Annotated in this window: 14 protein-coding genes and 1 tRNA gene; 8 read left to right on the top strand and 7 right to left on the bottom strand. The window is 69.8% G+C overall.

All coding sequences use genetic code 11. The features are described from left to right. Nucleotides 1-7: 7 nt before the first annotated feature. The gene (gene rpsA / locus VHU88_16795; GenBank protein HEX3613349.1) at nucleotides 8-1501 is read right to left on the bottom strand and encodes a 30S ribosomal protein S1; all 1494 of its coding nucleotides are present in this window, start codon (nucleotides 1499-1501) and stop codon (nucleotides 8-10) included. A 315-nt stretch (nucleotides 1502-1816) separates the two neighbouring features. Here rpsA and VHU88_16800 point away from each other — a divergent pair, with 315 nt between their 5' ends. After that, nucleotides 1817-2617 (top strand): class I SAM-dependent methyltransferase, encoded by an 801-nt coding sequence (locus VHU88_16800; GenBank protein ID HEX3613350.1) that lies wholly within the window; start codon nucleotides 1817-1819, stop codon nucleotides 2615-2617. Nucleotides 2618-2626: 9 nt separating this feature from the next. Here the strand turns inward: VHU88_16800 and VHU88_16805 are convergent, their stop codons facing one another. After that, complete coding sequence (locus VHU88_16805) at nucleotides 2627-4036, bottom strand: lytic murein transglycosylase (protein HEX3613351.1); 1410 nt, start codon at nucleotides 4034-4036, stop codon at nucleotides 2627-2629. 148 nt (nucleotides 4037-4184) lie between these two features. Here VHU88_16805 and VHU88_16810 point away from each other — a divergent pair, with 148 nt between their 5' ends. After that, the gene (locus tag VHU88_16810; GenBank protein HEX3613352.1) at nucleotides 4185-4664 is read left to right on the top strand and encodes a cyclic nucleotide-binding domain-containing protein; all 480 of its coding nucleotides are present in this window, start codon (nucleotides 4185-4187) and stop codon (nucleotides 4662-4664) included. On the opposite strand, the gene VHU88_16815 is transcribed toward VHU88_16810, so the two are convergent. Further along, the gene (locus VHU88_16815) at nucleotides 4658-5383 is read right to left on the bottom strand and encodes a metallophosphoesterase family protein (protein ID HEX3613353.1); all 726 of its coding nucleotides are present in this window, start codon (nucleotides 5381-5383) and stop codon (nucleotides 4658-4660) included. The two genes, VHU88_16810 and VHU88_16815, sit on opposite strands and share 7 nt — an antisense overlap. A gap of 46 nt (nucleotides 5384-5429) precedes the next feature. Beyond that, nucleotides 5430-7340 (bottom strand): cyclic nucleotide-binding domain-containing protein, encoded by a 1911-nt coding sequence (locus VHU88_16820; protein ID HEX3613354.1) that lies wholly within the window; start codon nucleotides 7338-7340, stop codon nucleotides 5430-5432. A gap of 289 nt (nucleotides 7341-7629) precedes the next feature. Between VHU88_16820 and VHU88_16825 the strand changes: the two genes are divergently transcribed. Beyond that, complete coding sequence (locus VHU88_16825) at nucleotides 7630-7992, top strand: cyclic nucleotide-binding domain-containing protein (protein HEX3613355.1); 363 nt, start codon at nucleotides 7630-7632, stop codon at nucleotides 7990-7992. A gap of 31 nt (nucleotides 7993-8023) precedes the next feature. Here the strand turns inward: VHU88_16825 and polA are convergent, their stop codons facing one another. Then, nucleotides 8024-10702 (bottom strand): DNA polymerase I, encoded by a 2679-nt coding sequence (gene polA / locus VHU88_16830; GenBank protein HEX3613356.1) that lies wholly within the window; start codon nucleotides 10700-10702, stop codon nucleotides 8024-8026. Between the two features lie 258 nt (nucleotides 10703-10960). On the opposite strand from polA, the gene VHU88_16835 reads away from it, so the two are divergent. From VHU88_16835 to VHU88_16850, 4 genes are read left to right on the top strand one after another with little or no spacing between them, the layout of a single operon-like run. Next, entirely contained in the window at nucleotides 10961-12247 is a 1287-nt protein-coding gene (locus VHU88_16835; GenBank protein ID HEX3613357.1) for a branched-chain amino acid ABC transporter permease, read from the top strand. A gap of 13 nt (nucleotides 12248-12260) precedes the next feature. Then, on the top strand, nucleotides 12261-13256 hold the full coding sequence (locus VHU88_16840; GenBank protein HEX3613358.1) for a branched-chain amino acid ABC transporter permease: 996 nt from the start codon (nucleotides 12261-12263) through the stop codon (nucleotides 13254-13256). After that, entirely contained in the window at nucleotides 13246-14286 is a 1041-nt protein-coding gene (locus tag VHU88_16845; protein HEX3613359.1) for an ABC transporter ATP-binding protein, read from the top strand. Before VHU88_16840 ends, VHU88_16845 begins: the two co-directional genes overlap by 11 nt. Continuing rightward, nucleotides 14276-15016 (top strand): ABC transporter ATP-binding protein, encoded by a 741-nt coding sequence (locus VHU88_16850; protein HEX3613360.1) that lies wholly within the window; start codon nucleotides 14276-14278, stop codon nucleotides 15014-15016. Before VHU88_16845 ends, VHU88_16850 begins: the two co-directional genes overlap by 11 nt. A 70-nt stretch (nucleotides 15017-15086) precedes the next feature. On the opposite strand, the gene VHU88_16855 is transcribed toward VHU88_16850, so the two are convergent. Both VHU88_16855 and VHU88_16860 read right to left on the bottom strand, forming a co-directional pair. Next, nucleotides 15087-16535 carry an ABC transporter substrate-binding protein gene (locus VHU88_16855; protein HEX3613361.1) on the bottom strand — a complete coding sequence of 483 codons (1449 nt, stop codon included), beginning with the start codon at nucleotides 16533-16535 and terminating at the stop codon, nucleotides 15087-15089. Between the two features lie 224 nt (nucleotides 16536-16759). Continuing rightward, a complete protein-coding gene (locus tag VHU88_16860) occupies nucleotides 16760-17383 on the bottom strand; it encodes a response regulator (GenBank protein HEX3613362.1) in 624 nt (207 codons plus the stop codon). Nucleotides 17384-17462: 79 nt separating this feature from the next. Here VHU88_16860 and VHU88_16865 point away from each other — a divergent pair. Next, nucleotides 17463-17547, top strand: a tRNA-Leu gene (locus tag VHU88_16865). The last annotated feature ends 131 nt before the right edge of the window (nucleotides 17548-17678 follow it).

Here is a 17678-nt window from a genome sequence, read left to right on the forward strand (position 1 = left end):
ATTCGCCCTAGTTGCGGCCGGTGAGCTTCTCCCGAAGCGCGGCCAAGGCCTCGTCGGAGGCCAAGGTGCCGCTGGCCTCGCCGCCGGTGGCGGCCTCCGAGGAGTACGAGGTCGTCCCGGAGTCGTCCGTGCCCGCGGCCTCGGCGTCGGCGGCCTGCGCCGCGACGGCCTGCTTGCGGTGCGCGTCGTAGCGGGTGCGGGCCTCGGCGTACTGCCGCTCCCACTCCACCTGCTGCGTCTCGAAGCCGGGAAGCCACTCGTTGGTCTCCGCGTCGAAGCCCTCCGGGTACACGTAGTGCCCGTCGGCGTCGTACTCGACCTTCATGCCGTAAGCGGCCGGGTCGAAGTGGTCGTCGCCGACCTCCGCCCCGCCCGCGGTCTCGTTGGCCTGCTTGAGCGACAGCGAGATCCGCCGACGCTCGAGGTCGATGTCGATGACCTTGACGAAGATCTCGTCGTTGACCTGGACGACCTGCTCGGGCACCTCGACGTGGCGCTCGGCCAACTCCGAGATGTGCACCAGGCCCTCGATGCCCTCGTCCACGCGCACGAACGCACCGAACGGCACCAGCTTGGTGACCCGCCCCGGCACGACCTGACCGATCGCGTGGGTCCGGGCGAACTGCTGCCACGGGTCCTCCTGCGTCGCCTTCAGCGACAGGGAGACCCGCTCGCGGTCCATGTCGACGTCGAGAACCTCGACGGTGACCTCCTGGCCGACCTCGACAACCTCGCTCGGATGGTCGATGTGCTTCCACGACAGCTCTGAGACGTGGACCAGACCGTCGACGCCACCGAGGTCGACGAACGCGCCGAAGTTCACGATCGAGGAGACGACACCCGGTCGGACCTGGCCCTTCTGCAGGGTCGTCAGGAACGTCTGGCGGACCTCGGACTGGGTCTGCTCGAGCCAGGCCCGGCGGGACAGGACCACGTTGTTGCGGTTCTTGTCCAGCTCGATGATCTTGGCCTCGAGCTCCTTGCCGACGTACGGCTGGAGGTCGCGCACGCGGCGCATCTCGACCAGCGACGCGGGCAGGAAGCCACGCAGGCCGATGTCGAGGATCAGACCGCCCTTGACGACCTCGATCACCGAACCGGTGACGATGCCGTCCTCTTCCTTGATCCGCTCGATCGTGCCCCAGGCGCGCTCGTACTGGGCGCGCTTCTTGGACAGGATCAGTCGGCCTTCCTTGTCCTCCTTCTGGAGAACCAGGGCCTCGATGGCGTCGCCGACCTTGACGACGTCGTTCGGGTCGACGTCGTGCTTGATCGACAGCTCGCGGGAGGGGATGACGCCCTCGGTCTTGTAACCGATGTCGAGGAGGACCTCGTCCCGGTCGACCTTGACGATTACGCCCTCGACGATGTCGCCGTCGTTGAAGTACTTGATGGTCTCGTCGATCGCTGCGAGGAAGTCCTCGGCCGAACCGATGTCGTTGATGGCGACCTGAGGAACCGCGGCAGGGGCGGCGTTGAAGGCCTCGACGGTGGTGGTCATATGGGAAGTTGCTCCGGACAATTTGGTCGGGGGGCGCGTGGCCCGCGGGTGGTGCTGCGGGCCGCTCTCGCCTGCCGAAACCCCCGTCGGACCCCTGTCCCGCGCGGCCCGAAAGCCGTGCTGTGACCGAAATTCATTGACCGGAAACTCGACCTACGACCGTGTCCCCACGACGTCCGGGGTGACACTGGCCCACAACGCGTCTGCCAGAATACTCCCTGCGGTCGACAAGGCTCAATCCGATCACGCAGGTGAGGCCGGCTTGCCGCATTCACCTGCGGTTTTGCAGAGCGCTCGGCGAGGCGAGGGACCGGGATGTCTGCAGGAGTCGGCCGCGACGACTGCCCCGCAGTCCCGACCACACGCGCGAATCGGGCGTGGTGGGACACCGCCGCGGCGGACTACCAGGTCGAGCACGGCGACTTCCTCGGTGACGTCGATTTCTGCTGGTGCCCGGAAGGACTGCGCGAGTCGACGGCGGGGCTGCTGGGGCCGGTCGCGGGCCGGTCCGTGCTGGAGATCGGCTGCGGGGCCGCACAGTGCGCGCGGTGGCTGGCGCAGGTCGGCGCGCGGCCGGTCGGCGTGGATCTCTCGGCCGCCCAACTGCGGCAGGCCCGGAAGCTGGACCGGGACACCGGGATCGCTGTGCCCGTGGTGGTCGCCGACGCGGCCCGATTGCCCTTGGCCGACGCCTCGTTCGACCTGGCCTGCTCGGCCTACGGGGCGCTCCCGTTCGTCGCGGACACCTTCGCCGTGCACCAAGAGGTGGCCCGGGTGCTGCGGCCCGGTGGGCGCTGGGTTTTCTCGGTGACCCACCCGATCAGGTGGTGCCTGCCCGACGACCCGGACGAGGGCGGGCTGGTCGTGCGCGACTCCTACTTCGACCGCCGTGCCTACGTCGAGTACGACCAGGCCGGCCTGCCGTCCTACGTGGAGCACCACCGCACGATCGGCGACCATGTCCGGTCGGTGGTCGCCGCGGGCCTGGAGGTGCTCGACCTGGTCGAACCCGAGTGGCCGCAGGACCACGAGCGCACCTGGGGAGGGTGGAGCCCGCTGCGCGGCCGGTTGATCCCCGGAACCGCGATCTTCGTGACCCGGCGGCCCCCGGCGTGACCGCTGCCGTCAGGCGGTGGCCGGCACGGTGACCGCCACGGTCGACGCGATCGACGGCAGATCCGACGGGCCGGGGGTGGCCTCCGACGTCGGCGGGGGCAGCGTCGGGGTCGGGGTGTCAGTCGGTGCCGAGGTGGGCTCCGTGGTCGGCGGCGTCGTGGGCGGGTCGGTCGGTGCGGCCGTTACGGGCGCGCTGGGCGTCGGGTCCGGCTTCGGCGGGGCCGAGGCGGTCGGGGCCGGGCTGGTCGTGGGAACCGGCGTCGCGGTCTTGGGCGGGGCGCTCGGGGACCCGGTCGGGGTTGCCGTGGGGGTTGCCGTGGGGGTCGCCGTCGGGGTGCCCGGCAGCGTGATCGACGGGAACGAGCCCGCGTACACCCCGGCCCAGGTCAGCACGAGCGAGACGTACTGCCAGGACTGGTTGTAGCGGTACACCGCTCCCAGCAGGCCGTTGCGGGTGCTCAGGTCGCCCCCGCCGTCGCACAGGTAGGCCGCGGTGGTCAGTGCCGCGTCGTAGATGTTCTCCGGGTCGGCGATGCCGTCGCCGTTGCCGTCCTGCGCGTACGGCGCCCAAGTGCTCGGCAGGAACTGCATCGGCCCGACCGCGCGGGCGTAGGGGCCGGCACCGTCCATCGCCGGGTTGGTGTTCAGCACCCGGGCGAACCCGTTGGCGCCGTTCAACGCCGGACCGAGAATCGCCGTCAACATCTCGCCGGCGGAGTTGACCGCCCCGTTGTCGGCCTGACCGGACTCGACCTCCCCGATGCCGGCCAACAAGGCCCAGGGCAGGTGACAGGCGGGTTGTTCCTTGGCCATTCGGGTGGCCGCCGACTCGTAGGCGGCCAGCACGATCGTCGGGATTCCCCGGTAGGACCCGGCAGGGATCGTGACCTGGGTCGACGGGGTGGTCGTCGCGGTCGGCGCGACGAGCGGCACCGGGCCGAGCACCGGCAGCGGCGCGGTCGGCGCACCGGGAGCGGGACTGACGGTCGGCAGCGGCTCGTTCGCGCCAATGCCGTGCAGTTGGTTGTTGGAGTCGGCCGGGGCCATCAGCACGGCCTGGCCGCCACCGCCGGGCAGGATGTTGGCCAGGCCGACGGTCAGAGCCACGACCGCGCCGGCCACACCGGCCAGCCGCAGGTTGCTCTCCTTGCGGACCAGGGCCTCGGGCACAACCGGGAAGTCACGCGAGTCCCACACCAGACCGACGTCGTCCGTCTGCTCGAACCGGATCCCGCCCAGCGGCGTCCGCAGCGGCGCGGTGGCGTCGGTGGCGTCGGTGGCGTCGGTGAAGAACTCACCGGGCTCGGTCGGCTTCGTCGAGGCCGTCGGCTCCGGCCGTCGCAGTCGCTCGCGCACGACCCGGTCGACCCGGTCGACCAACTCGGCAGCAGGCGAAAGCGCCTGCTGCGCTCGGCTCAATCGCTTGTGGGTACCCATCGGACGAGGTATCGGCCGCGGCGCCCGCGCGCTTTACCCCGATCCGCCGGCTGCTTGATTCCGTGGCCGCCTCGACGTCGGCCCGGTACGGGGCAGGCCCGCGAGGCCGGCACCGTCTAGGGTGCCCCGCGTGGACACGATCCTTGCGCTGTGCGCGGACCTGCCCGAGCGGCAATTCCCGACCGGGGCAGAGCTGCTGTCCGAAGGAGCGCGCAGCGGCGTGGTGCACGTGCTGACCGAAGGCACCGTGGGTGTGGAGGTGGGCGGGGTCCTGGTCAAGCGGGTGGGCGAGCCGGGGGCGTTCCTCGGCGAGATCGCCGCGCTGCTCGACGCCCCCCACTCGGCCCGCGTGGTCGCGCTGACCGACACCCGGACCCGGGTGATGAGCGTCGCTTCGATCAGCGAGAACCCAGCAGTGCTGCTGGCCATCGCCCGACTGCTCGCCGCAAGGTTGAACGCGATGACCGGTTACCTGGTCGACCTGCGCAACCAGTACGCCGACGACACCACGCACCTGGGTCTGATGGCCGAGGTGCTCTCGGAGTTGACCTCCGTGCGGCCCAGCGGCTTCGTGGGCGGTTCCGACCGGACCGACGTCCCCGACTACTGAACCTGCGCCAACTCGCGTTCCTCGACGCCGGTCATCGAGTGCCAGGCGGCCCGCTGCTCAGCCAGGTCGATCTCGACCCAGGTCGGTGTCGAGCCGGTCTGCTTGCCGGGGTTGAACACCAACGTCGACCCGACCCGGTCCACCCAGGAACCGTCCGGTGCGAACGGGGCCTGGTGGATGTGGCCGCACAACACCGCGTAGGGCTGCCGGCGGGCGATCCACTCGGTCGCGGTGGCGTCGCCGTAGTGCCGTGACCCGGTCCAGCTGAGCAACGACTCCGGAGGGGAGTGATAGACCCAGATCCAGCGCCGCACCCCGGTCCGGTCCACCGAGTCCAGCAACGCCTCGGAGTCGGCTCGCGCGACCGGGCCGTCCCACCAGGGCAGGACGCTGATCAGGTCCTCCCCCAGCCGGACCGATGAACCGTCGCCGATGAGTCCGCCGATCCCGGCGGCGGTCAACCAGTCGGCGGTCTTCTCCCCGGCCGCGCTGTGGGTGTTCAGGTCGTGGTTGCCCGAGCAGGCGATGACCGTGGTCGAGGCGGCCAGCTTGCGCAGCGTCGCACCGATCGCGACGATCTGGGCCTCGACGGACACCGGCGCCGCGATGCTGAGCAGGTCGCCGGCCAGCACCACCGCATCGAAGTCGGCGGCCCGGGCCAACACCCAGTCGAACTGACGCAACGAGTAGTGCAGGTCGGAAAGCAGCAGCAGCCGCATCTTCAGGTCCCTCGCGTCCCGGGCAGTTGCCCAGACCGTACCGGGGCTACGCGGGGACCGCGGTGGCCGCGGACGTCTCGGGGCCTGCCGGGTCCAGTTCCTTCGCGGTCAGCACCGCCAGCTCGGTCGCCTCCACCGCCGTCACCGTCGCTGTCCGCGAACCGGTGATTCGCAACCCGATGGAGCCGAATTCGCGTCCCACGCCCAACGTCGTCATGCGGCCCGGGGCGTCCACCCGCACCGCCCCCGAGAGCACCACGTAGCAGCAGTCCGCCGGATCCCCGGCCTGGAACACGACGCTGCCGGGCGCGAACCAGACCCGACCGGCGCGGCGGGCCACTTCCGCAGCGCGCCGCTCGCCCAGGGAAGCCACGGTCGGCGCTGCGCGGATCAGCTCGTCCGCATCGCCGGGCGGGACGTCCGGCCCGGGCATCGGCTCGGGCATCGCCTCGGACATCGCCTCGGGCACGGTGGCCAGACCGGTGAACGCGAGCAGGAAGCTGTCCCGGTCGATGACCAACGCCTCGGCGTCCTCGGCGGCGACCACGGTCGCGGTGCGCGGGATCGCGTGCAGGAGTCCGATCTCGCCGAAACCGGATCCCGGGCCCAACCGCTTCGGCTCCATACCCGGTGCCAGGACCAGCGCGCTACCCGAACGCAGCACCCAATAAGTGTCGCCGTAATCCCCGGCGACGATCAGTTGCCGGCCCTCGGCGCAGGAGACAGACCGGGCCCCCGCGGCCAAGGTCTCTATCGCGTCCAGCGGCAACCGGCGCAGCAGCGGCACCGACTGGAGCAGAGCCCACGTGCTCATCCGCTCGGCGATGTCGCGCTCGGCCCGGTGGGCCAGGGGCCAGCCGATTGCCATGACCACGAGGACTATTTCGCAGCCGACCACCAGTGCCAGCCGGGGCCCCAGCAGCTGAGCCAGGAGCGGGGTACCGAAGGCGCCGACCCCCTCGAGTATCAGTTTCAGGTTCTCGTTGATCGCGGAGACCGCGGCGGCGTTGCGATGGTCGACGACACGCGGGATCACCGTCGATGCCGACAGATCGGCCAGCGCCAGGGCCAGACCCCAGACGAACATCGCCAGCAGGCTGAGCCAGACCAGGGGGAAGTCCGCCACACTCTGCGTCGCCGCGGCCGCGACCGTGATCGACAGGCACATCCACGGCGCAAGGCGGCGGCCGGCCAGCAGGTGGCGGGTGATCGCCAAGGAAAGCAGTCCGCCGAGGCCTGCCGCGCACGCGAGCAGCGACACCCCGCGCGAACCCAGGCCCAGCGTCCGGGTCGCCAGGACCACGACGACACCGGACCAGACCCCCCGCAGCAGCGTGCGCATCGAGCCCATCAGCACCGGCACCACAGCGGCCCTGGTCCGCACCGCAGGCAGGGATCCCAGCAGCGACTGGACCCGCGGTCGACCCCGCAACGGGGCGGTGGCGGTGGACGCGAACACGCCGGGAAGTACGGCCAGGATCGCCACGGCCATGAGCAGGCAGGTGGGCCCCAGGCCCGCCACAGCGCACAGCGCGGCTCCGACCGTCGCGCCGGTCAACCCCCCGACGGATTTCGCATTCGCCAGGGCGGCCGAGGCCCGGGCCACCCCTTCCACCGAGTGCGACAGTCGCGGCAAGGCCGCCGCCAGCGCCGGTCGGACGACCTGCGCCACGGCCATGTCCAACCCGAGCAGCAGGACGAGCACTTGGACGGAGGCGCCGGCGAGCGCCGCTGCCCCGCACACGACGATCAGGGCCGCCCGCGCAGCGGGCACCGTGCGAAGCGTCCGGCCGATCCCGGCCCGGGCCAGGACCGCGGGCACGGCGAACCCGGCCAGGGCCGGCGGGAAGAACCGCACGGCGAGCAGCGACAACTCGCGGGTGCCACCGTGGTTGAACAGGTGGATGGCCAACGCAGCGGTTCCCGCCTGGTCGCACAGCGAGAGCACTCCGAACATGACGGTGAGCCAACGCGCCGACCCCAGCTGGGCCTTGTTCCCAGGCGCACGTCACCCCCTACCGTCACGACCGGGCAAGAGCCCCCATCCAGGTCGATCGCGGACGACCGGACGATGCTGTGCTCATCGTGCGGACGCTACCGCCGCTCGCGCCAGTGATCGAAAGCCGATCCGTGGTCGCGCGACGGTGGGGCGGCAACGTTCACTGTCCGGCCATTTTTCGTTCACCTGGCCAGGAGATCTTCTGGCCAACCGCAATGTCGCACGCCCCCTGCCTCCTGGAGCGACCGTGAGCAACAGCGCCGTGTTCGCCAACGCCCGCAAGGTGGAGCAGTTGCGCGCCGGAGACGTCCTGTTCCACGAGGGCGACATGGGCGAGGAGATGTACGGGGTCATCTCGGGGACCCTCGAGCTGAGCTCGGCCGGCACGCCTGTCACGCGGATCACCGAGGGCGGGGTGTTCGGCGAACTCGCGCTGGTCGACAAGGAGCCGCGCAGCCTGACCGCGACCGCCGCCACCGACGCCTCGGTGGCCGTGATCGACCGCCGGATGTTCCTCTTCCTGATCCACGAGACACCGACCTTCGCCCTCGACGTGATGGGCTCGATGGCTGCGCGGTTGCGGGCCCAGACCGCGGTTGTACCGCGCTGAGGCCGAACGCCTCGGGGCGACGACGGCTCGGTCAGTGGCCGGCGTCGTGCCAGTTCGGCCCGACGCCCACCGAGACGTCGAGTGCCACGGTGAGCGGGTAGGCCGCGCCCATCTGATCGCGCACCAACGCCTCGAGGGCCTCGCACTCTCCCGGCGCGACCTCGAACACCAACTCGTCGTGCACCTGCAGGAGCATCCGGGAGCGCAGCCCCCCGGCCGTCAGCGCGCCGGCCACGCCCAGCATCGCGACCTTGATGATGTCGGCCGCTGAGCCCTGGATCGGCGCGTTGAGCGCCATCCGCTCGGCCATCTCCCGGCGCTGCCGGTTGTCGCTGTTGAGGTCGGGCAGGTAGCGGCGGCGGCCCAGGATCGTCTCGGTGTAGCCGTCGACCCGCGCCGCCTCGACCACCTCGCGCAGGTAGTCGCGGACGCCGCCGAATCGCGAGAAGTACTCGTCGCGCAAGGCGCTCGCCTCGTCGACGCTGATCTTCAGCTGGCGGGACAGGCCGAACGAGGACAACCCGTAGGCCAGGCCGTAGGACATCGCCTTGATCTTGGCGCGCATGGCACCGGTGACGCCGTCGGCCGAGACCGCGAAAACCCGGGAGGCCACCGTGGTGTGCAGATCCTCACCGGAGGCGAACGCCTCGCGCAGGCCGTCGTCGGCCGACAGGTGCGCCATGATCCGCATCTCGATCTGGCTGTAGTCGGCGGTCAGCAGCGACTCGTAGCCGCGGCCGTGGACGAAGGCCGTGCGGATCCGGCGGCCCTCCTCGGTGCGGATCGGGATGTTCTGCAGGTTCGGGTCGGTCGAGGACAGCCGCCCGGTCGCCGCGATCATCTGGTTGAACGTGGTGTGGATGCGGTGGTGGTCGTCGAGCATCGGGATCAGCCCGTCGACGGTGGACTTCAGCCGGGTCACGTCGCGGTGCCGCAGCAGGTGCTCCAGGAACGGGTGCTGCGTCTTCTCGAAAAGGTCGGCCAACGCCTCGGCGTCGGTGGTCCAGCCGGTCTTGATCTTCTTCGTCTTCGGCAGGCCGAGCTCCTCGAACAGCACGACCTGCAACTGCTTGGGCGAACCGAGGTTCACCTCATGGCCCAGCGCCGCGTACGCCGCTTGCTCGGCGTCGGCGACCGCCGCGCCGAACTGCCTGGACAGCTCGGCGAGGTAGTCCGCGTCGGCGGCGATCCCGACTTCCTCCAGGTCGGCCAGCACGTCGACCAACGGCAGCTCGACCTGCTCGAGCAACGCGGCCCCGCCGCGGCCGGCGAGCTCGCCGTCGAGGTGGTCGGCCAGGTCGATGACGGCCCGGGCCCGGACCATTGCCGCGGCACCGGCGGCCTCCTCGTCGGCGCCGTCGAACGAGAGCTGGCCGTCGTCGACGGCATCGTTGCGCAGCTCCCGGTGCAGGAACCGCAACGCCAGGTCGGACAGCTCGAACGACCGCTGCCCGGGCAGGGCCAGGTAGGCCGACAGCGCGGTGTCGGAGGTGACCCCACGCAACGTCCAGCCGCGGGCGGCCAGGGCGAGGATCGGGCCCTTCGCATCGTGCAGCGCCTTGTGGGCGTCCGGGTCGGCCGCCCACGCGGCGAACGCGGTGTCGTCGGTCGGCGCGATCGTCGCCGGGTCGAACCAGCACGCCGAGCCGTCGGACGCGGCCAGCGCGACGCCGGTGACAAGCCCCGTGCCCCGGCCCCAGGACCCGGACACGTCGATGCCGATCCGGCCGGAGTCCGCGGCGTGCTCGGCCAGCCACTGCGCCAGTTCCTCCGCGCCGAGCATCCGCCCGGCGATCTCGAACCCGGCCTCGGCCTCCGGCGTCGCCGACTCCAGCGTCGCCCACAGGCGCTCGCGCAGCACCCGGAACTGCAGGGTGTCGAAGACCCGGTGCACCTCGTCGCGGTCCCAGCCCTTCAGCGCCAGGTCGGCCGGGACGACGTCGAGCGGGACGTCGCCGCGCAGCTCGGTCAGCTGCCGGTTGAGCAGCACCGCGGTCAGATGCTCGCGCAGTGAGTTGCCGGTCTTGCCGGGCACCTCGTCGACCCGGTCGGTGAGCTCCGCCAACGAGCCGAAGTCGCGGATCCACTTGGCGGCGGTCTTCTCCCCCACCCCGGGGACCGAGGGCAGGTTGTCGCTGGGATCCCCACGCAGGGCGGCGAAATCCGGGTACTGACGGGGCGTCAGACCGTAGCGTTCCTCGACCGCGGCGGGGTCCATCCGGCTCATCTCGGACACGCCGCGCTTCGGGTACAGCACGGTGACCCGGTCGGACACCAACTGGAACGCGTCGCGGTCGCCGGTGACGATCAGGACCTCGTAGCCCTCGATCTCGGCCGCCCGGGCGAGGGTGGCGATCAGGTCGTCGGCCTCGTAGCCCTCGACCGCCAGGCTCGGGATGCGCAGCGCCTCGAGCACCTCGCGGATCAGGCTGACCTGGGGCCGGAAGTCGTCGGGCGAACTCGACCGGTTCGCCTTGTACTCGGGGTAGGCCTCGCTGCGGAACGTCACGCGGGACACGTCGAAGCACACCGCCGCGTGGGTCGGCGCCTCGTCGCGCAAGGCGTTGATCAGCATCGACGTGAAGCCGTAGACCGCGTTGGTGGGCGCCCCGGTCGTGGTGGAGAAGTTCTCCACCGGCAGCGCGTAGAACGCCCGATAGGCCAGGGAGTGCCCGTCGAGCAGCAGCAGACGGGGCGGAGTTGGGGCCACGTCGCGATCCTAGGCGCCGGCCCGACCCGCGCCTGACGCCAGATCATCGATGATCGGGCTGTTGTTCTCTCATACGCGGGGCGTCACTGAACCTGGGCAATTGGCCGAGGAACGCCGAGACCTGGCCCTTCCATTGCAAAGTGGGCGACGACATGAGCGCGGGATGCCACCGTTGTGGCGAGTGAATGCCTGCGCGCAAGCATCGGGACACTAAAGTCGATCATGAACACGGGGCGCGGCGACGGAGGGGTTGAGCGCGTGCGCACGTCGAGGCATGCCTGGGTGGGCGTGCTGCTCGCGCTGGTCGCGACGGTTCTCGGGCTGACCCTCGGGGTGAGTCAGGCCTTCGCGTCGAACGAGGACGTCCACGGACGCCTGGTCGACGGCGACAAGGCGATCGCGGGCGTGAAGATCGTCGTCACCACCCCGGACAACCAACCGGTCGGACAGGCCACCACCGGCGCCGACGGCGGCTGGGTCGTCCCGCTGCCCGGCCCGGGCAGCTACCGGATCACGTTGGACACCTCGACCCTGCCCTCGGGGGAGACGATGCGCGACCCCGGCCAGAACTCGGTGGTCCGTGACGTGATCACCGACCAGCAACGGCCCCAGCTCTTCGCGCTCGGCGCCGGGCAATCCACTGCTTCGGCGCCGTCGGAGACCGACCGCACCGCGCAGCTGATCGCCGAGGGCCTGCGGTTCGGCCTGATCCTCGGGCTGGCCGCGGTCGGCCTGTCCCTGATCTACGGCACCACCGGCCTGGTCAACTTCGCGCACGGCGAGCTGGTCACCTATGGGGCGCTGGTGGCGTACTGGCTGAACGTGGTGCACGGGATCGGGTTGATCCCCGCGGCCGCGATCGCCGTGGCGATCTGCGGGGCCACCGGGTGGCTGCAGGACGCGTTGTTCTGGGGCCAACTACGCCGGCGCGGCACCGGAACCTTGGCGATGATGATCGTCTCGATCGGTGTGGCCCTGTTCGTCCGCTACGTGTTCCTGTACTTCTACGGCGGGTCCAACAAGTCCTACACCGACTTCCAGGGCCAGGCTGCCGTCAAGGCCGGGCCGTTGCCGGTGGCGCTGGCGCCGATCGACTACTGGAGCATGGCGATCGCGGTGGCCTCGATCGGGCTGGTGATGCTCGCGGTCTGGCGGACCCGGCTGGGAAAGGCCGCCCGCGCGATCTCGGACAACCCGGCGCTGGCAGCGGCTTCCGGCATCGACGTGGACCGCGTGATCCGGGTGGTCTGGATCGTCGGCACCGCGCTGGCAGGCCTGGCCGGGATCCTGCTCGGCCTGGCCGAGGAGGTGCAGTTCCAGATGGGGCAGAACATCCTGCTGCTGATCTTCGCGGCGGTCACCCTGGGCGGCTTGGGCACCACTCTGGGCGCGCTGCTGGGCAGTCTGGTGATCGGCGTCGGCATCCAGTTGTCGACGTTGGTGGTCTCCCCGGAGTTGAAGAACGTCGGCGCATTGGGTGTGCTGATCGTGATCCTGCTGATCCGTCCGCAGGGAATCCTCGGTCGTCGCGAGCGGATCGGCTGAGGCGGGGGTCGGCATGCACTGGGGCAGCATCTTCTCGAACTCGCTCGAGGCGACGGTCGGCATCGACGCGGTCTACTTCGCGCTCGCCGCGATCGGGCTCAACGTCCAGTTCGGTTACGCCGGCCTGTTGAACTTCGGCCAGTCCGCGTTCCTGGCCATGGGCTCCTACGGCCTGGCCGTCTCGGTGGCCACATACGGACTGCCGTTCTGGGCGGGCATCGGGATCGGCATCGGGCTTTCCGTGGTGCTGGCCATCCTGCTGGGCATCCCCACATTGCGCCTGCGCGCGGACTACCTGGCCATCGTCACGATCGCCGCGGCTGAGATCGTCCGGCTGATCGTGCGGTCGGTGTCGCTGGACCGGTACTTCGGCGGAACCGACGGCCTGCAGCAGTTCTCCGGCTACTTCTTCGACCACAACCCCTACCCCGACACCCGCCGCTACGGCATCGGGTCGGTGGATTTCGACGCCCGCGAACTGTGGGTGATGACGGTCGGCTGGGCCCTGGTGGCCATCAGTTGCCTGCTCGTCTGGCTGCTGGTCCGCAGCCCGTGGGGCCGGGTGGTCAAGGCGATCCGCGAGGACGAGGACGCGGTGCGCAGCCTCGGCAAGAACGTCTACGCCTACAAGATGCAGGCCCTGGTGATCGGTGGCGTGATCGGGTCGCTGGGCGGCTTCGTGGCGGCGCTGGGCAAGGGCTCCGTGCAGCCGGACCTCTACGGCACCGAGACGACTTTCCTGGCCTACGTCGTGCTGATCCTCGGCGGGGCCGCCCGGGTGCTCGGCCCGGTCGTCGGCTCGATGATCCTGTGGACCCTGCTGGCGTTCACGGACAGCCTGCTGCGCCAGGCCGTCGACTCCGGGCACATCTCGTCCTCGATCATCACCGGTATCCAGGTCGGCGAGGTGCGCTTCATGCTGGTCGGCCTGGGGTTGGTCCTGCTCATGGTCTTCCGACCACAGGGCGTGTTCGGCGACCGGAAGGAGATCGCCCTCGATGCCCGCTGAGTCCTTCGCCGAGCCGGGCTACGGCGACTCCACCCCGGTGCGTTCGGAGCATCACGCGATCGCGCTCGACGCCCTGTCCGGCGCCGATCCGGCGCCCGGTTCCCGCAAGCCGGACCCGATCCTCGTCGCGGACTCGGTGATCCGCCGCTTCGGTGGCCTGGTCGCGGTCGACGTCCGACACCTGGAGATCCAGCGCGGATCGATCACTGCGTTGATCGGCCCCAACGGTGCCGGCAAGACCACGCTGTTCAACCTGCTCACCGGTTTCGACCAACCGGAGGCCGGCGCCTGGACGTTCGACGGCCAGGTCATCAGCGGCCTGCCGTCCTATCGGGTGGCGCGCCGTGGCATGGTCCGGACTTTCCAGCTCACCAAGGCGCTGGCGAAGCTGACCGTGCTGGACAACATGCGGTTGGGGGCGACCGGGCAGCGCGGTGAGTCGCTGTGGGCCGCGTTGGCCCCGCCGCTGTGGCGCGGCCAGGAGAAGGCGATCACCGAGCGCGCGAGGGGCCTGCTGCAGCGGTTCAACCTGGAGCGGGTGGCCGACGATTACGCCGGGACGCTGTCCGGCGGCCAACGCAAGCTGCTGGAGATGGCCCGCGCGCTGATGACCTCGCCGACCCTGGTGATGCTCGACGAACCCATGGCCGGGGTGAACCCGGCGCTGGTGCAGACCCTGCTCGAGCACGTCCGCGGCCTGCGCGACGAGGGCATGACCGTGGTGTTCGTCGAGCACGACATGGACATGGTTCGCCACATCGCGGACTGGGCCGTGGTGATGGCAGCCGGCGCCGTGGTCGCCGAGGGCCCGCCGGCCCGGGTGATGGCCGACGAGCGGGTGATCGACGCCTACCTCGGTTCGCACCACGACGCCCCGTTGAGCATCGCCGAGGAGGAGGATCGGTTGATCGAGTCCGGCGTCGAGTTGGCGGCCGAGGCCGGGGTCGACCCGGCCGAGATCGGGCTGGAGACCTCCGGTCCGACCGGCTGGGTACCGCCGCAGCAGAACGGTGGGGCCGATGACCACTGAGCCGACCGGTGACGTGCTGCTGCGCGCGGCCGGAGTCGTGGCCGGTTACCTGCCCGAGGTGAACATCCTCGACGGCGTGGACCTGCACGCCGCCGCCGGTGAACTCGTCGCGATCATCGGCCCGAACGGCGCGGGCAAGTCCACGCTGCTCAAGGCGTTGTTCGGCCTGGTGCCGGTGCGGTCCGGCACGGTCACCCTGCGCGGGGAGGACATCACCGGCGCGAAGGCGAACAAGCTCGTCAAGCGCGGTGTGGGATTCGTGCCGCAGAACAACAACGTGTTTGCGAGCCTGACGATCGAGGAGAACCTCGAAATGGGCGTGTATCTGAGCCCACGTCAGTTCAAGGCGCGGTTCGAGCACGTGTGCGGCCTGTTCCCGACGTTGGCCGTGCGCCGGCGGCAGCGTGCCGGGTCGCTGTCCGGTGGGGAACGCCAGATGGTCGCGATGGCCCGAGCCCTCATGCCCGCCCCGTCGGTGCTGCTGCTCGACGAACCGTCCGCGGGCCTTTCCCCGGCCTTGCAGGACGAGGTCTTCATCCGCACCAAGCAGATCCAGCGGACCGGCGTGACCGTGGTGATGGTCGAGCAGAACGCCCGACGTTGCCTGCAGATCTGCGACCGCGGCTACGTCCTCGACAACGGCCGCAACGCACACACCGGCACCGGCCGCAGCCTGATCAACGACCCGAGGGTCATCGAGTTGTATCTGGGGACACTGGCTCGCGCCTGAGCCGGCCAGGACAGACGGCAGGGGCCCGACCGCATCGGTCGGGCCCCTGCGCGTTCTGACGGTGGATCAGTTACGGCTTCGACGTACCCGAGACCGAACCGGAGACCGAGCCGGACAGGCCCGTCGGGCTCATCGAACTCGACGCCGAGGGCGACGGCGAGGGCGAACCGGACGGCGAGGCCGAGGACGACGGCGTCGGGGAGGCGCTGCTCGACGGGCTCGCGCTCGCCGCGGTGGCGGAGATCGGGCCGGTGACGAACTTCAGCGGCTGGTACTTGTTGTCCGAGCCGTACTCGTAGACACCCATCGAGGCGACGCTCGGGTTGCCGTTCGAGTCGAAGTCGATCGGGCCGGAGATGCCCATGTAGTGGATGGTCGTCCCCGCCTTGATCAGCCTGTCGCAGTCGGCGAAGCTGCTGCACTGCGTGCTGCCGTTGGTGATGTCCTGCATGTGCGCGGCGATGTCGATGCCGTTGTCGCTCTTGGCCTCCTCCGAGGCCAGCGCCGTCAGCACGGTCGCGTCGTAGGCCTCGCCCGCGTAGTTGTAGTCGGTGAGGTTCGGGTTGATCGTCTTCAGCCGGCTCTCGAAGTCGGTGGTCGGCTTCGAGCCGGGGATCGTCCCCTTCACTCCGGCCAGGGTGCCGGCCGGCAACGTGTAGGTGTTGGTCATGTTCCCGTCGACCATGTACATGTGCTTGTGGCTCTTCAACGGCAACAGGCTCTGCTTGACCATCTCCTGGATGATCTTCGAGGACTCGTCGAAGCCGATCAACACCATCGCGTCGGGGTTCGCGGCCTTGAGCGCAGCGACCTCCGCTGTGTAGTCCGAGGCCTTCGGGTCGTAGATCTGCTTGAGCACGACCTTGCCGCCGCTGTCGGAGAACACCTGCCCGGCCTGGTCGGCCAGGCTGGTGCCGTATGCGTCCTGCAGCGCGAGAATGCCCATTGTCTGGGCGCCGTCGTCGATGGCCGTGTTGGCGACGACCCGGCCCTGGTAGACGTCCGAGGGCGCGGTGCGGAAGAACAGCCCGTGGTCCGGGTAGTCCTGCAGCTTCGTCGAGGTGGCCGAGCCCGAGATCATCAGCAGGCCACTGCCGGTGACCTTGTCGATCACGTTCAGGGTGACCGAGGAGGAGGCCGCGCCGACGATCGCATCGACGTTGTCATTGATGAGCCGGTTGACCGACTGGCTGGCGATGTCGGTGCTCGCGTCGCCGGAGTCGGAGTCCTCCGACTGGACCAGCTTGCCGAGCACACCGCCCGCGTTGTTGATGTCCTGCACCGCGAGCTTCACCGCGGCGATCTGCTGTGGGCCGAGGATGACCAGGCTTCCGGTCTCCGGCAGCAACGTGCCGATCTTCAGGATCCCGTCGCCTTGGTGCGGCGCGTAGGACGCGGATGGCGAGGCCGACGACGAGGCCTTCGACCCGCCGTGGCTGCCGAGGCTGCAGCCGGTCAGAACCAGGCCGGCCGCCGCCACCATGGCGAGTGCGCGAGTGGCAGGAAAAGCACGTCGCATTCTGTGGGTCTCCTTCGGGGCGCTGCGCAGGAGCCACGTCGAGTGCGACATATCCCCCGTCGCCCGACTCGGCCCCCCGTGTCTTGGAGAAAAGCTAAACGAGTCCCGCCTGGAACGGGCAGAGGCTTTCGCAAAGCCGGCCAAGCCGTAGCCGCTTCGTGATCTCCCCCAGGAGGAATTGGGGTTTTCCTGACCTTCTTCGCAGGTCAGCCCGGCGCCGGAACTCAGCCGGAACCATCCGGTGCCGATTGCTCGGCGGGCGCGGAATCTGACGCCGTGTCGGCGATGATGACCTCGGCGACTTCCTTCATCGTCATGCGCCGGTCCATCGAGGCCTTTTGGATCCAGCGGAATGCCTCGGGCTCCGACAATCCATATTTGGTCTGCAGAAACCCCTTGGCCCGGTCGATCAACTTGCGAATCTCGAGCCGTTCGCCCAGTCCGGCCACCTCGCGCTCCAGCGCGACAATCTGGGAGTGCCGGGAAACTGCGATCTCAATCGTGGGCATCAGGTCGTTCTTCGAGAACGGCTTGACCAGGTAGGCCATCGCACCTGCGGCACTGGCCCGGGCCACCAGTTCGCGTTGCGAGAACGCCGTCAGCATGACCACGGCGGTGCCACCGGCCGCCACGATCTGCTCGGCCGCCGTGATTCCGTCGAGGACCGGCATCTTCACGTCGAGGATCACCAGGTCCGGGGAGTGCTTCGCGACCAGATCGACCGCACTACGACCGTCGGCGGCCTCACCGACGACGTCGTAGCCCTCTTCCTCGAGCATCTCGCGCAGATCCATGCGGATCAGCGTCTCGTCCTCGGCGATTACCACGCGGCGCGCGGACTCGGTCACCTGTTTCGCCTCACGTAGGGGATGAACGCCAGGCCAGCTTAACCGCCCGGTCTCAGCCCCTAGACTGGGCACTCACCCGGCCGGGGTGGCGGAATGGCAGACGCGGATGGCTCAAACCCATCTGTCTTGAAAGGGACGTGCGGGTTCGACTCCCGCCCTCGGCACAGGCGATTGAGGCGAGCGGAGCGGCGAGAGCGAGCTTGCGAGCCCTCGCCGGCTCCCGAGCCGTTGAAGCCTGTTGACCGAAGGGAACACGCGCTTGCGCACACCTTTGCCGGCGGAGAGCGCGGGCCGG

Source organism: Sporichthyaceae bacterium, from assembly GCA_036269075.1.
Lineage (GTDB): Bacteria > Actinomycetota > Actinomycetes > Sporichthyales > Sporichthyaceae > DASQPJ01.